Source organism: Streptomyces sp. EDA2-14, assembly GCF_054963755.1.
Genome location: NZ_JBUEGE010000005.1, coordinates 360,575 through 375,628, shown reverse-complemented (window position 1 = coordinate 375,628; position 15,054 = coordinate 360,575). Strand labels below are relative to the sequence as shown.

Annotated in this window: 11 protein-coding genes; 8 read left to right on the top strand and 3 right to left on the bottom strand. The window is 71.7% G+C overall.

Annotated elements, in window-relative coordinates; translation table 11 throughout:
• Nucleotides 1-13: 13 nt before the first annotated feature.
• Both ACY34M_RS17195 and ACY34M_RS17190 read right to left on the bottom strand, forming a co-directional pair.
• Nucleotides 14-2,170 (bottom strand): acetate--CoA ligase family protein, encoded by a 2,157-nt coding sequence (locus tag ACY34M_RS17195; RefSeq protein ID WP_462716881.1) that lies wholly within the window; start codon nt 2,168-2,170, stop codon nt 14-16.
• A 46-nt stretch (nt 2,171-2,216) separates the two neighbouring features.
• Nucleotides 2,217-3,542 (bottom strand): MFS transporter, encoded by a 1,326-nt coding sequence (locus tag ACY34M_RS17190; RefSeq protein ID WP_462716882.1) that lies wholly within the window; start codon nt 3,540-3,542, stop codon nt 2,217-2,219.
• Between the two features lie 232 nt (nt 3,543-3,774).
• On the opposite strand from ACY34M_RS17190, the gene ACY34M_RS17185 reads away from it, so the two are divergent.
• Genes ACY34M_RS17185 through ACY34M_RS17175 form a run of 3 tightly spaced genes read left to right on the top strand, consistent with a single transcriptional unit; the run spans nt 3,775 to nt 5,988 of the window.
• Entirely contained in the window at nt 3,775-4,677 is a 903-nt protein-coding gene (locus tag ACY34M_RS17185) for a LysR substrate-binding domain-containing protein (RefSeq protein WP_462716883.1), read from the top strand.
• A gap of 46 nt (nt 4,678-4,723) precedes the next feature.
• A complete protein-coding gene (locus ACY34M_RS17180) occupies nt 4,724-5,335 on the top strand; it encodes a class I SAM-dependent methyltransferase (RefSeq protein WP_462716884.1) in 612 nt (203 codons plus the stop codon).
• Nucleotides 5,336-5,385: 50 nt separating this feature from the next.
• Nucleotides 5,386-5,988, top strand: coding sequence for a gamma carbonic anhydrase family protein (locus tag ACY34M_RS17175; protein ID WP_462716885.1), 603 nt, complete (start codon nt 5,386-5,388; stop codon nt 5,986-5,988).
• Between the two features lie 71 nt (nt 5,989-6,059).
• On the opposite strand, the gene ACY34M_RS17170 is transcribed toward ACY34M_RS17175, so the two are convergent.
• Nucleotides 6,060-8,078: a GxGYxYP domain-containing protein gene (locus tag ACY34M_RS17170; RefSeq protein ID WP_462716886.1), complete on the bottom strand. Its 2,019-nt coding sequence runs from the start codon at nt 8,076-8,078 to the stop codon at nt 6,060-6,062.
• 292 nt (nt 8,079-8,370) lie between these two features.
• On the opposite strand from ACY34M_RS17170, the gene ACY34M_RS17165 reads away from it, so the two are divergent.
• From ACY34M_RS17165 to ACY34M_RS17145, 5 genes are all read left to right on the top strand, one after another.
• Nucleotides 8,371-8,952, top strand: a complete 582-nt coding sequence (locus ACY34M_RS17165; protein ID WP_462716887.1) for a hypothetical protein — start codon at nt 8,371-8,373, stop codon at nt 8,950-8,952.
• Entirely contained in the window at nt 8,949-11,930 is a 2,982-nt protein-coding gene (locus ACY34M_RS17160; protein ID WP_462716888.1) for a M48 family metalloprotease, read from the top strand. The genes ACY34M_RS17165 and ACY34M_RS17160 overlap by 4 nt, the downstream gene beginning before the upstream one ends.
• An 85-nt stretch (nt 11,931-12,015) precedes the next feature.
• Complete coding sequence (locus tag ACY34M_RS17155; protein ID WP_462724117.1) at nt 12,016-12,567, top strand: hypothetical protein; 552 nt, start codon at nt 12,016-12,018, stop codon at nt 12,565-12,567.
• Between the two features lie 6 nt (nt 12,568-12,573).
• Nucleotides 12,574-13,749, top strand: coding sequence for a hypothetical protein (locus ACY34M_RS17150; protein ID WP_462716890.1), 1,176 nt, complete (start codon nt 12,574-12,576; stop codon nt 13,747-13,749).
• A 223-nt stretch (nt 13,750-13,972) separates the two neighbouring features.
• Nucleotides 13,973-14,932, top strand: a complete 960-nt coding sequence (locus ACY34M_RS17145) for a D-alanyl-D-alanine carboxypeptidase family protein (protein WP_462716891.1) — start codon at nt 13,973-13,975, stop codon at nt 14,930-14,932.
• Nucleotides 14,933-15,054: the final 122 nt, after the last annotated feature.

Here is a 15,054-nt window from a genome sequence, read left to right as displayed (position 1 = left end):
CGTTCCGGTCGGGTCAGTTGGCGGGGGCGAGGTGCGCCAGCGCGTCCACGGCCAGGGCGCCTTCGCCCGCCGCGCCGAGCAGCAGCGGGTTGACGTCCAGCTCGGCGAGTTCGTCGGCGAGGTCGGCGGCCAGCCAGGACAGGCGCGCGACGGTGTCCGCCGCGGCGTCCACGTCGCGGGCGGGCTTGCCGCGCACCGCGCCGAACAGGCGGGCCCCGCGCAGCGAGAGCAGCATGCGCCGTGCCCCTGCCGTGTCCACGGGCGCGACGGCGACCCGGCTGTCGGCGAGCGCCTCGACGAGGATGCCGCCGAGCCCGGCGACCACGACGGGACCGAACACCGGGTCGTTCTTGACGCCGACGATCAGCTCCGTGCCGCCGCCCTCGGCCATCCGCTGGACGAGCACGCGGGCGTCGTCCGCGCCCGCCTCGCGCGCGATCCGCAGGACGTCGGTCGCCGCCTCGCGGACCGCGTCCGCGCCGTCGAGGCCGAGCCGGACCCCGCCGATGTCGCTCTTGTGCCCGATCCGCCCGGAGAGCAGCTTTACGGCGACGGGCCCGCCCAACTCCTCGGCCGCGGCGACCGCTTCGTCCGCGTCCGCGGCCGAACGGGAGGCGGCGGCCCGTACCCCGTAGGCGGCGATCAGCCGCGTCGACTCGTGCTCGTCGAGCTGCATGCGGCCCTCGGCGCGCGCGTGGGCGAGGACGGCGCGGGCCGCGTCGGTGTCGACGTCGGCGGGCCGCTCGGGGGCGGGCGGCGCCGGGCGCAGGCTGAAGTCGGCGAGCAGGCCGAGGGCGCGGGCGGCCTGGGCGGGGTCGGTGTAGCAGGGGATGCCCAGTTCGCGCAGGCGGGCCCGGGGGCGGCCGCTGCCGCCGGTCCACACGACGACGAAGGGCCGGTCGGTGGAGCGGTACGCCTCGTCGAGCGCCGCGATGAGAGTGTCGGAGCAGTTGTCGGCGCAGCCGAGGAGTACGGCGATCAGATCGGTGCCGGGGTGCTCGACGGCGACCTTCAACGAGCGTCGCAGGATGTCGGGTTCGGCGACGAGGGTGCCGGTGAGGTCGACGGGGTTGCGCGGGGACCCGTAGACGGGGATCGCGGCGGCCATCGTGCGCTGCCACTCCTCGTCCCAGGCACGGACCTCGATGCCGTGGGCGGCCGCCGCGTCGGCCATCAGGGCACCCGCGCCGCCGGACACGGAGAGCGAGGTGAGCCGACGCCCGGCCGCGCGGCGGCCGGTGGCGAAGATCTGGGCTGCCTCCAGCATGGACTCGGGTCCGTCGACGCGCAGGATGCCGTACTGGTCGATCGCCCCGTCGAAGACGGCGTCCTCGCCGGCGAGCGAGGCCGTGTGGGACTGGGCGGCGCGGGCGCCCGCAGCGGAGCGGCCGACCTTGACGGCGATGATCGGCTTGTCCCGCTCGTGCGCCTCACGGGCGGCGTCCAGGAGACGGCGGCCCCCGGTGACGCCTTCGAGGTAGGCGAGGATCACCTCCGTGTCGTCGCTGCGCACCAGGCCGTCGACCAGCTCGGCGACCGAGAGGTCCACCTCGTTGCCGGTGTTCAGGTAGTGGGAGATCCCGATGCCGAGGTTCTGGGCGGCGTTGAACACGAAGCCGCCGAAGGCGCCGCTCTGGCTGAGGAAGGCGATCGGGCCCTCGACCAGCTCGGCGTCCTCGTCGAGCGCGGACGTGAAGGTGGGCAGCGCCCGCTCGCGGGAGGCGATCATGCCGAGGCAGTTGGGGCCGAGCACGCGCACCCCGCTCTCGGCGATCGCGGCCTTCAGGTCCTCCTGGAGCCGCACGCCCCGGCCGCCGACCTCGGCGAAGCCGGAGGCGCCCAGGATGGCGGCGGGGATGCCACGCCGTCCGCAGGCGCGGACGGCGTCGGCGCACTGCTCGGCCGAGAGCATGATCATGGCGAGGTCGATGTCGCCGTCGATGTCGTCGAGGCCGCGGTAGGCGGTGAGGCCCTGCACCTGCTCGCGCTTGGCGTTCACGGGCAGGATCCGGCCCGTGAACCCGAACCGCTTGAGGTAGTCGACGGGCCGTCCCGACAGTTTCGTCGGGGTGTCGGAGGCGCCGAGTATCGCGATGGAGCGGGGGTGCAGGAGGGCGTTCAGTGGGTTCGGTGCGTTGTCGGTACGGGGCTGTTGCGCGTGCTGCTGCACGGTGACTCCTCGGGACTGCGCGACACGAAGTACGGGTGGGGGAGGATCAGTTCACGACGGCGGACGGCGCCTCGGCCGGCTGTTCCCTCTCGGTCGTCCTCGCCGACAGCGTGAGGAACGCGCGGGCCGCGACGAGCGAGACGGCGCCGAGGACGACCACGAAGAGGACCGGAAGCACGATCGTCCCGGAGGCGGAGAGCAGCGACTGGAGGATGACCGGCGCCAGGCCGCCGAGCACGCCCGCGAGGCCGTACGCCGTGGAGATGCCGGTGTAGCGGACCTTGGCGGGGAAGGCCTGGGCGAACATGCCGGCGACGATCGCGTAGTACATGACGTCCGGGATGGTCGCGAGGACCGCACCGGTCACGGCGAGCGGGAAGCTGCCGGTGCCGATCAGTGCGAACATGACGGGGATCGTGGGGATCTGGCAGGCCAGGATGACGGTGACGGCCCTGCGGACGCCCCAGCGGGTGGCGAGCACCGCGCCGAGGGGCTGCACGAAGAACTGCACGACGCTGGCGACGAGGATGACGGTCAGGAAGTCCTGCCGCCCCATGCCGACCTCGCCGGTCGCCCAGGACAGGGCGAAGGTGTCACGGGCGTAGACGATGGCGAAGACGGTGAACGCGGCGCCGACACCGAGCAGCAGCAGCTTGGAGTGCTCCCGCAGCAGGGTGACGACCGGCACCTTCGCCGTCTGGTCGGCGGCCCGCAGGGACACCATCGCCGGCGACTCCTCCAGGCTCAGCCGGATCACCAGACCGATGATCACCAGCAGTGCGGAGGCCAGGAACGGGATGCGCCAGGCCCAGGCGAGCAGGGCCTCGTCGGAGAGCCGGCCGACGGCGAGGAAGGAGAGGGTGGCCAGGATGCGGCCGGTGGGCGAGCCCTGCTGGGCGAACGCGGCAAAGAGGAAACCGCGTTCCTTCTTGGCGTGTTCGGTGGTGATCAGGACGGAGCCACCCCACTCGCCGCCGAGCGCGACGCCCTGCACTGTACGGAACAGGGTGAGCAGGATCGGCGCGGCCACCCCGATCTGCCCGTACGTCGGCAGACAGCCGATGCCGACGGTGCTGACACCCATCAGCAACAGCGTGGCGACGAGCGCCTTCTTGCGGCCCAGGCGGTCGCCGAGGTGGCCGAAGAGGATCGCGCCGAGCGGGCGGGCCAGGAAGCCGACCCAGAAGGTGACGAAGGAGAGCAGTACGCCGATCGACTTGGGTACGTCGGCGAAGAACAGCGGGGCGAACACCAGGGCTGAAGCGGTGCCGTAGACGTAGAAGTCGTACCACTCGATCGTCGAGCCAAGGTAGGAGGCCCAGCCCGCCTTGCGGGCCATCCTCTCCTCTGCGGGAAGCCGTCTGCTCGGCATCTCGTCCCGTCCTTCCGGTCGGCCACGGACGTCGTCGTCCGGGCGTGGGCAGGGGAACTCCGTTGAGAAACAGCGTGATCGCGCTCACAGGGAAGCTATGCCGACCGACTGGTTTCGTCTAACACCAAACATCCGTAGCGTTGATACGGCAGCGCGACACAATCGCCGCTGACCTGCACGGACGAACCCGGACCCGGCGGGCCGCCAAGGGGCCGTATCGGAAAGGGAGTTCATGGAGCTTCGGCATCTGCAGTCGTTCGTGACGGTCGCGGAGGAGCTCAACTTCCGGCGGGCGGCCGAGCGGCTGCGCATGTCGCAGCCACCGCTGTCGCAGCAGATCAAGCGGCTCGAACACGAGGTCGGTGTGGCGCTGCTGCGCCGCACGACGCGGCAGGTGGCGCTCACGGCGGCGGGCGAGGCGTTCCTGATCGAGGCCCGGCGGGCGCTGCGGGCCGCGCAGGAGGCGCCGCTCGCGGCCCGGCGCGCGGCGAGCGGACAGACCGGTGTGGTGCGGCTCGGATTCAGCGGACCCACGTCGCACGAGGTACTGATCCTGCTGACCAGGAAGTTCCGCGAACACCGTCCGCGCGTACGCCTGGAGATCCACGGACCGGTGTACGGCGGCGAGTTGGTCACCCGGCTCACCGACGACGAGATCGACGCGGGTCTGATGCGGCTGCCGGTCGCGGGCACCGGCATCCAGGCCCGCGAACTGACCCGGCACCGCATCGTGGTGGCGCTCCCCGCGGGCCACCGGCTCGCGTCACGCGCGGAGATCGGCATGGCCGACATCCAGGACGAGCCCGTCGTCAGTCACCCCACCAACCGGGGCGCGGGCATCGTGGCGCTGATCCACACCGCCTATCTGGCGCACGGGTCCAGTCCGCGCATCGTCCAGGAGGCGCCCGACACCCACACGATCCTGACGCTGGTCGGAGCCGGTGTGGGCATCGGCTTCGTGCCCTCCTCCGCCGGCCACCTGAAGGTGCCGGGCGTCGTCCTCATCCCGGCCCGCGACATCCCGCCCCTGCCCCTGGCCCTGGCCTGGCGCGCGGGCGACCCGAACCCGGCCCTGCACGCCCTGATCGACCTGCTGGACGAGATCGCCGGTGACTGCGGGGCCGGTCCCGCCTGACCGGGCGGCCGCCGCATCGTGGTCACGGCGACCTATAGTCGATCTCATGAGTCGTTGGCAGGAACTGACCGGTGGGACGTCCGGTGGCGAGTACGCCGCCCGGTTCGAGGCGCTGGCCCGCAGTGGGAAGGACATGCACGGAGAAGCGGCGTTCTGCGCCGCCCTCGTGCCCGCCGGGGCCCGCGTGCTCGACGCCGGGTGCGGCACCGGGCGGGTCATGATCCGGCTCGCGGAGCTCGGGTACGACTGCGTGGGGATCGACCTGGACGCCTCCATGCTGGACGTGGCGCGGGAGCGGGCGCCCGGGCTGCCGTGGTTCCAGGTCGACCTCGCCGAGTTCGACCCGGCGGCGCTCGGCGTTGCCGCGGACTTCGACCTCGTGGTCGCCGCCGGGAACGTCCTGCCGCTGCTCACCCCCGGAACCGAGGCCGCCGTGGTCGAACGCCTCGCCGCGGCCCTCCGGCCGGGCGGCCTGCTGGTCGCGGGCTTCGGCCTGGACGCCGCCCACCTCCCCGTGCCGCCCACCATCACGCTGGCCGAGTACGACGCCTGCTGCGAGGCGGCCGGCCTCAGCCCCGTCGACCGCTTCTCCACCTGGGACGCCGCGCCCTACGACGGCGGCGGCTACGCCGTCAGCGTCCACCGCGCCGACACCTGACGCGGCGCCGCGCGCAGGTAGGCCGCCGCGTGCCCGCTGCCCTACGCTCCATGAGCATGCTGATCGAGCACCGTGGAAAGCGGCCCGTGGTCCCCGACTCCGCCTATGTCGCGCCGTCGGCCGTGCTGTGCGGCGCGGTCGTCCTGGGCGAGCGCGCCCGCGTCCTGCACGGAGCCGTCCTCACCGCGGAGGACGGCGAGGTGCGCACCGGCCGGGACGTCGTGGTGATGGAGAACGCCCTGGTCCGCGGCAGGGCCGAGCATCCCGCAGTGCTGGGCGACTCCGTTCTGGTCGGCCCGCACGCCCACGTCAACGGGGCACACGTCGAGGACGAGGTCTTCGTGGCGACCGGTGTGTCGATGTTCCCCGGCGCGGTGGCCGGAGCCCGCTCGGAGCTGCGGATCAACAGTGTGCTCCACGCCAACTCCCGGCTGAGTCCGGAGAGCGTGGTGCCCATCGGATGGATCGCGGCCGGGGATCCGGCCCGGCTCTTCTCGCCGGACCAGCACGACGCGTTGTGGGAGGAACAGGAGGGCCTGGACTTCCCCGGCACCGTGTACGGCGTGCCGCGCGGCACGCCGATGCGTACGGTCATGGAGCGCCAGGTCGACTTCTACGGCGCACACCGGGAGGACCGGACCCTGCCCGACTGACGTTCCGGACACCTCGCCGACCTCCTTGCCTGCCGCCTTGCCGTCGACGGAGAGACCGAGGATGTGTCCGTCTACTCGTAGGTGCGGTTGAGCAGTTCGAAGAACACGTCGCCGCGCACGATCTCGAACGGGTCGTCCAGCAGCTTCGCCAGCTCCGCGATGTCGCTCGGCGTCCAGCTCCACGCGTTGATGGCCGCGGCGACGAACATCGGCTCGTCCGGGTCGCGGCCCTCGATGTGGTGCACCAGCGCGTCCCGGAAGTCGGCGCCCTTGCCCTGCGGGTAGAAGTTGCCGATCACCGGGATCCCGGCCGTGCGGGCCTGCAGATCGCCGGTCTCCCAGGACTGGATGACACCCCGCAGCGGCGTGTTCTTCCGGAAGGACGCCATGACCTTCTCGTCGAACGGCACCCAGCCGTCGTTGTCCGCGTTGCGCGGGTTGTAGGCGTAGACGAGATCCATGCCGGTGCGCCGCAGGTAGCGCCCGGTCAGCTCGGTGTACGCGTCGAGCGCCGCCTCGGGCCACGAGCCCGGATAGGTGTAACCGGCGCCGGAGGGACCGCAGATGAGCAGGTCGTTGTCGGTGGCCGTCTTCTGGTAGTACGCGAGCTGGGCGGGCCCGATGTCGGCGAGCAGCGGGCTCACCGTCCAGTTGACCGGGACGTCGCCACGCTTGGGGTCGTCCCAGATGTCGCGCATGCGGCGCTGGCAGTACTGGATGTTGTCGCCCTCGCCGACGGTGAACGTGACGTACACGCGGTTGCGCAGCTCGGCCTTGGGGCGTGCGGGCACCCGGCCGGAGACCTTCGCCGGGACACCGGCGTGCACGGTGCCGTTCATGTAGAAGTCGGCGGCGACCACCGGCACACCGTGCTGCGAGGCGCGGTCGACGCCGCCCCACTCACCGGCCACGTCGTTGGGGAACCATCCGGCGTACGGGGTGGTGGGCTCGACCTTGGTGAGCACCTCGTCGAGCAGCTTGCCGGTGTCTCCGGACGGCGGCAGCCACAGCACCATGGCCCGGCTCGCCACCACGTAGTCCCGGAAGTATGGGAAGGGCTCGACGCGGGTGGGCGCGGTGGCGGTCGCGGTCACCAGGTACTGGTTCCACAGGTCGACGTCGACGGTCAGCCTGCCGGTACCGGCCGGTGCCTTGAAGTGATAGACGAAGTAGCCGCCACCGTCGGCGAAGCGGTTCTGCTTGTCGCCGAGCGAGGAGTTCAGTCCGTCGAACAGATACGGCTTCTCGGCCTCCGTGCCGGGCGTGAACGACGCGAGCTCCTTGCCGTCCGCCGTGACCTTCACCGAGCCGACCGAGGCGCCCCAGCCGTCGTCGCCGAAGGAGTCCTGGAAGCGGAGGTAGACATCGTTGTCGCCGCCCAGTTCGGGGCTGAGGTCGAGCGTGCGCACCTTCCGGTTGGAGGTGTCCCTGATCCGCTCGCTCTCCCGTGCCACCTCACGCCACTTCACTCCGCTGACGTTGACCGTCCGCGTCGGCGGCAGACCGGACAGCAGGGCGTGGTCGCAGTGCGGGAAGAGCGTGTCGAGCTGCCAGCGGTAGGTGGCCAGGACGTCGTCCGCGTCGAAGCGGCCGCGCAGGTCGACCAGGGTCTTCAGGCCGTGGTCGCGTGCCTGGTCGGCGGTGGCGGCCACCCCGTTCTTGAGCCCGGCGAGCGTGGTGGCGACGTTCACGGAGTCCGGCACGTCGGGGTCGACCAGGACCGCGCCGCGCACCCGGTCGCGGTACCGGCCCACCAGGTCCAGGGCGTTGTCGTGCCGGGTGAGGGACGCGCCGGTGCTCGACAGCCACCGCCGGTCGGCCGCGCCGTCGTCGAAGGTGAGGTAGAGGCGTGGGCCACCGCGGTTCACCGTCCCTTGAAGGGTCGTCAACAGCAGCTGGTCGTAGCCGTTCAGGTCGCCGACGTGGGCGACGTCGAGCCGGGTCGGCCGTCCGAAGGACGGCAGCAGGCGGGCTGTCGAACCGCGTCCGGCGCGCGTCGACGCTGCCGCCGGGCCGGACAGGGAGATCCCGAAGGTCCCGGCCGCCAGGGCCGCACCGCCGGTCTGCAGGAGGGTTCTTCGTGTCACCATCGACGTTCACTGCCTCTCGAATGGGCACCGCTGACATCGTTGTCGAACCGTCGGTGAACGTAACCAGTGGGCGGACCGTTGTCCATGGGATGCGCACACACTTTTGCGTCAACGGCCCGCTGTACGGGCGGTCTTGCCCCGTGGGGCGCGTTCGGCCAGGGTGAGAGGTGGTGCGGGTGGCAGACCTTCGCGCACCGAACCTGATCACGGGGGTGACATGGGTTCCGGAACGGCTTGGCCGGACGGTTCGGCATCGGGTGCGGGAGCGGAAGGCACGCGCGTACGAGACGTGGTGCGTGATGTCGTCGCCGAAGTGGCCCCGGAGGAGCAGCCGCTGGTGGCGGGGCTCTCCCGGTTCGACGACGCCACCGTGGTGCGGCGCCTCGGCAACCGTCGCCGACGGCGTGAACCGCTGGGTTTCGGCTTCGGTGAGGCCGTCGCGCTGGTGACGCCCGTGGTGTGGCTCGCGGTGAATCAGACGGCGCAGCGGGTCGTGGGTGCCGCGCTGGACGGCGCCGCCGTCCGGGCGCGTGCGGTGTTCCGCAGGCTGTCGCGCAGGCCGCCCGAGGTCGTCACGGTGCCGCCGCTCAGCCGTGAACAGCTGCTCATGGTGAGGACGTTGGTGTTGGAGGTCGCCGCGGAGCGCGGTCTGGAAGCGGAGCGGGCGGAGGGCGTCGCCGACGCGGTGGTGGCCAGGCTGGTGCTGTCCGAGCCGGGGGCCGCCGATCCCGACGACCCGGACAGCCCGCCCAATGCCGCCGGTCCCGCTGGTCCAGGTGGTCCGCCCGATCCGGCCGGTCCTGGTGATACTGCTGGTCCGGCCGGTCCCGCGGGGCCTGCCGGGCCCACCACGCCGCCCGACGGTGCGGCGTGACGCTCCGCCCGTCCAGCGGTTCGGCGTCCACCGGTTCGGCGTCCAGCGGTTCCGTATCCGCCGACGCCGCGTCCGCCGACGCCGCGTCCGCCGACGCCGTGCCCGGCGCGGAGGAGCGCCCTGGCACGGCCCGGCTCGACGAGCGGGTCCTGGCGGCCGGGACCACCCTGCGGTTCGTCCTGCTTCTGCTGCTGGTGGCCGCGGCCGGCGCCAACATGGTCCCCAGGGTCGTCTGGCACCTGCTCGCGTCGTCGGAGCTGGCCGACAAGGCATGGGCGTGCTGGATGGCGGCGGGCATCGACGCCTCGGGCCCCCTGAACGCGGGCTACGTCGCATACGCCCACAACGTCGCGCCGTTGAAGGCGTGCACGGCCCGGTACCAGCAGGACTTCGACGGGGTGTCGCTCGCGGTGGGGGCGGCGGCCGTCGCCGTGGCCGTGGCGGTGTACTGGCTGCTGCCGGTCTGGCGGACGCGGCGCTCCAAGGTCGCCTCCATGGACACGATGGACGTGCACGGCGGGCTGCGGCCCCTGCTCGACGAACTGGTGGCCGTCGCGGGACTCACCCACCCGCCCCGGTTCGTCGTCGACCCGGCGGCGGTGTCGACGGCCGGCGCCGTCGCGTTCGGCCGTCGGCGCGCTCCCGTGATCCGGCTCGACGGCGGCCTCGTCGCGATGTGCGACGCGCAGCGCGAGCGGTTCCGGGCCGTGGTGCTCCACGAACTCGCGCACCTGCGCGGTGGGGACACCGTCGTCACGTACGCGACCGTGGCCCTGTGGCGGGTGTTCCTCGTGCTCGTCCTGCTCCCGTGGGCGGCGGTGAGCGTCGACATCCTCTTCATCGCCGGGACGCCCGACGCCCGCGGGCAGTTCGCCCCGTTCAACGCGCACGACCTGGCCCTCGCAGGCCTGATCGTGCTCGCTGTCTACCTCACCCGCGCCGGAATCCTGCGCAACCGCGAGATCTACGCCGACCTCATGGCGGCGCGCTGGGGCGCGGGCGCGGAGCCGTGGGAGGAGCCCGACCGGCAGCCCGCCGGGAGGTGGCCACGGCTGGTCCGCGGATTCCTCGAACTGTGGCGCACCCACCCGTCGTGGGAAGTGCGCCGGACGTCGCTGACCGACCCGAAGGCGCTGTTCGCTCTGGAGCGCCTGCCCCTGTTCCTCACCGGGCTCGCCGCCGACGTCCTCGTCTGGCACCTCGGGAGCCTGCCGGGCGCCGCGCTCCCCGCGAAGTCGGCGCTCATCGCCGCACTGGCCGTGGGCGTCGCGGGCGTCGCCCTGTGGCGGGCGGTGCTGTACGCGCTCGTCACCGGGCAGCGGGCCCCGTCCGGAGCGCTCGTCGGCCTGTGGCTGGGCCCGGGCATCGTCGTGGGTGAACTGGTCGGTCCGGGAGCGGCGTACAACCACTGGCTGCCACCTCATCCCGAGGCGCTGCTGATCCTCGTAGCGGCGCTGGTCCTGGTGATGACGTGGACCGCGCACAACGCCGAGTGGTGGCTGCGGACCTGGCGCGGGCGCTCCCTGGCACCGGCCGTGCCGGCGGGTCTCGCGGCGCCCGCCCTCGTCCTCGCCTCCGTCCTGTACTGGTGGTACGCCGAGGGCCGCGCCCTCACCGACGGCTGGCCGTACACGACGGCCGGGCTGCTGGGCTCGTACGGTCTGCCGGGCCTGCCGCCCCCGGACATCGGCCCGCTGCTGGAGGTCGTTGCGGTGGTGGGTGTGCTGCCCGGCACCGACGCCTCCGTGGACACCTTCTGGTGGGCCGGGGTGCTGCTGTGGACGCTTCCGCTGCTGGCTGCCGTCGTACGCCCGTCCTCGCGCGCCCCGAAGTGGCTTGCCGGTGCGTTGCCGGGGATGGCCGACCCGCTCGCCCCGAACCGATGGGGGCCGGGCCGGCTCCTTGCCGCGGGTCTCGCCGGGGCCGCCGTCTGCTGGGCGGGTCTCGCGCTTGCCCTGGCCCACCAGCACACACCGGACCCGGCGGCCGTGCGCACGACGGGCCCGTTCCAGCTCGCGCACCTGATGTGGCCGGTCCTGGTGATCTGCGGTGCGATGGCCCTGACGGCCGCCGTCGTCGCCGCGCTGACGGAGTCGGCGTGGCTGCCCGCCGGGCTCGTCGCGGCGGGTGTCACCGGGCTGCTGGGCGCCGGGGCCACCTTCCTCCTGATGGCGACGGACGGCTGCCTCGGCCCGCTCAACACCATGACCAGCACGTGCGGTTGGCTGCCGAACGCGGCGGGTCCGCTGGTGCGGACGGAGCTGGCCTACGTGCTGTGCCTCGGGACGCTGCTGGCCGGTCTGGCCGCCTTCGTGGGGCGCGGCGCCGGGGTCATCGGGCGACGGCTCGGCCGAGCTGTGCGCCGGCCGACGGTGCGCACCGCTTCGGAACGCCGAACTCCGCGAGGATGGGGGAGAGTTGCCCGCGTGGCGGCCGTCGCGGTCGTGGTCGCCGGAGTCGGTACGACACTCTTCGCCGCCCAGTCGCCTGCCCCGGCCGCCCGCTCCTCCCGGCCGCCGGAGGCGATGCTGGACCAGTCGACGCCGACCCCCTCGGCGGAGCTGACCCGGCTGGAGGGCAAGGCGTGGGCGGCGGTCGGAGGGCTGGACCACCTCAACGCGTTCATGGCGGCGGAGCGTGACTACACCGCCGCGGTGAAGGTGGCCGGAAACTCCGCCTCGGACACCGAATTCGAGGCGGCCATCGCCAAGTTGAAGCCGCGCTGCGCCACGCTGGCCCGGTCGGCGCGGCGGGCCGGCGCGTACTTCCGTGTGCCCGAGCCGACGGGTCAGCAGATGTGGTCGTCCGTCCTCACCCGTCACCGGCAGTTGGCCACCGCCTGCCGGGCGCTCACGGCGCGGCCCGGGGTCGGGACCGCCGAAGCCGCCACGGCCGCCCGGCAGTCAGCCGTCGACTCGACCGACGCGATGATCTACTGGCTCGCCGAGACGGGCGCGATCCGGCAGAAACCCTCGTGAAGGCGGCGTGAACATCCTGCGCTCAACCGGGCAGCGATACGACAGGTTCATGGCAAGCCTGTGAGCACGCCACTACGGTCGGTTCATGGGGAACGTCAAAGTGCATACCACTCGGGGGAGTTGGCGTACGTCGGGCAAGACCGCCCTACCCGTCACACTCGCCGTACTGACCGCAACGCTCGCACTGACCTCGTGCGGCGGTGACCAGAAGACCGAGGACAAGGCCAAGAAGCCGAGCGAAAGCCACACCGTCGTCCTGGAGGCCACCTCCGACTACGGCAGGCCGATCGCCATCAACTACTTCGGCACGGCGACCGGGCCGAAGGGCATGACCACCTTCGGCGAGAAGGGCAAGGGAGACCTGTCGGCGGCGTCGCCGTGGAAGGTCACGCTCACCGTGAAGGGCAAGAACCCGTGGGTTCACCTGTCGGCCAACGGGACCGGCTGCCTCGGACGGGCGACCGGGGGAGCCTCCTGCGAGACAGGAGCCATCCCCGACGAGGCCAACATCGAGGGCAAGGGCACCCACACGTGCCGGATCACCATCGACGGCAAGGTCGTGGCGAAGAAGTCGTACACGTATCCCACGATCATCCCCGTCACCTGCCTCACGCCGCTCAGCGGCAAGAAGAAGTGAGGGGCCGTGACCGATGACACCGCGGGATCCGTCCCGCCGAAGGACTCACGGCGGCGCACCCTGCTCATCGCGCTGCTCGTCCTCCTCCTGCTCGTCGCCGGCGTGCTCGTGTGGATCCTCGCGCCCGGCAGCGGCGGCTCCGACGACTCGGACTCGCCCCTGCGCGACGAACTCAACCGCTCCGCGGACCTGCTCCGCGGCGCGCCGGCGCTCCATTACACGGGCACCATCAAGGTCAAGGGCCAGGAGGACTCCCGCGTCGACCTGATCGTGGACAACCCCGGCGACGGACTGGGCACCTTGGGCAAGCCGGACGCGCCACTCGACTACGTGGGCGTCGACGGCAAGTCGTTCGTCCGCGGAAACACGGAGGCGTGGCGGGGACTCGGCATGGACAGCGCGTCCAAGGTGCTCGCGCAGGATCCGCGCCTGCTGGCACCGGGTGTGTTCTTCCGCAAGGACCTCGCCTCGGTCCTGGCGCCCCCGGCGCTGGCGAAGACCCTGCTGTTCAAGGGTGTTCCGGACAAGAAGATCACCGCGGGCGACCCCGTCAAGGTGGGCGATCACACCTGCAAGCCCGTCCACGCCGACGGCATGACCGTCTGTCTGGGCGAGAAGGTGAAGGGCGACGCCCGGTTCGTCGACCGCATCAGCTTTCCCGGGAAGTCGCTCGTGCTCGACATCGAACCGGTGTCGCGGAAGGCCGTCCGGCAGTTCTCCAGCGACTTCCGCTCGGAGCTGCCCATGACGTACGAGGCGGTCAACGACCAGATCGACGTGACCAACCAGATCCTCCACGACTACAAGGGCAAGTGCGCCCCGACGGCCTGCACCTTCCGGTCCCGGACGACCGTCACGTACCTCGGGTCCTCCACGGCTCCCGAGGCGTCCAAGGACGTGCGGGTGCAGTACACGTGGGTCATGGAACGGGACGGGAAGCGGGTGAAGGCCGGACCGGGCTGCTCCGGCACGCTGCTGATCAAGCCCGGCCGGTCGAAGGACCTGTCCTGCACCGCCACCGGTTCCTCGGTGCCCGCCGGCCAGACCAGCGGCCAGTACAACGGGGCCATCCACACCTCCGACTTCGCGCTCACCAAGGCCGAGTACGAGGACGTGGTGCGGCTTGCTGCCGACAACGCCAAGAAGGTCGAGGCCCTCCACGACCTGCCGTCCGTGGACTGACTCCGATCAGTGAGGCCGGGGGGCGTCCGAATTCGACTCCCCGGCCTCAGTCACGTCACGGGATCAACCGCTTGTCTGCACGCCGTCTTCACGCAGGTGGGCCTGTTACCCGGTTATGACATGGCGATCTTGACTTAAAGGGCCGGTCAACAAGTAGGTTCGGTGTGCACTTACTTACCGTGACGAGCCGGCGGCCCACACGTCGGCAGGAGGGGGACGTCTCATGGGGTCCCATGCCCGACCCAACCGGCTGCACAGGACCGGAGCCCGGGTGGCGACGGTCGCGCTGTTCGGAGCAGTTCTGCCGATCACCGCCGGAGGGCTCGCGCAGGCCGCCACCCCCGCCGCCACACAGGCCGCCGACCAGGACCAGGGCGCGTCGGCCGCGAAGGACCAGGACGTCCCGGACATCACCGCCGACCACGCCTACCTCCTGGATGCCCGTGACGGCAGCCAGGAGCGCGAGATGTGGGCCGGGCCCAAGGCCGACGACAGTGTGTCGATGGCCAGCACGACCAAGATCATGACCGCGGTCGTCGTGCTCAAGCACCCGGAGTGGCTCGACCGGCAGATCACCGTGAAGCAGGAGTACCGGGACTACGTCCAGGAGAACGGCGCCAGCACCGCCGACCTCCAGACCGGCGACAAGCTGACGGCCCGGCAACTGCTGCACGCCATGCTGATCCCCTCCGGCGGGGACGCCGCCATGGCCCTCGCCGACAACTACGGCATCGGGGACACCACGGAGGCGCGCATCGCCAACTTCGTGGGCCAGATGAACGTCGAGGCGGCGCAGCTGGGCATGACCGGCACCCACTTCGACTCGTTCGACGGAATCTCGCACGGCGACAACCGCAGCACCGCCCGCGACCTGGCCAAGCTCGGCCAGCGCGCCATGCTCCAGCCGGTCTTCGCCGACGTGGTCAAGCAGAAGAAGTACGAGGCTGAGGCCCCGGCCGCCAACGGTCGCACCCGGTACTACACCTGGGAGACCACGAACGACCTGCTCAGCAACTACGACGGCGCCCTGGGCGTCAAGACCGGCAGCGGCGCAGAGGCCGGCTACTCCCTGGTCTTCGCCGCGAAGCGGGACAACCGCACGCTGGTCGGTGCGATCGTCGGCGCCGACAAGGAGGTCTTCGGCGACGCGGCGAAGATGCTCGACTGGGGCTTCGCGCACTGACGGGACGGGATGTGCCGACGCCCTCTAAGGTTGCTTGTGTTCAAGCACCATGAGCGGGGGCGTCATGGCGCGTGTGGCCGGCGTGCACGGAGTGGGACAGCAGTTGATGGGCGAGCAGGGCT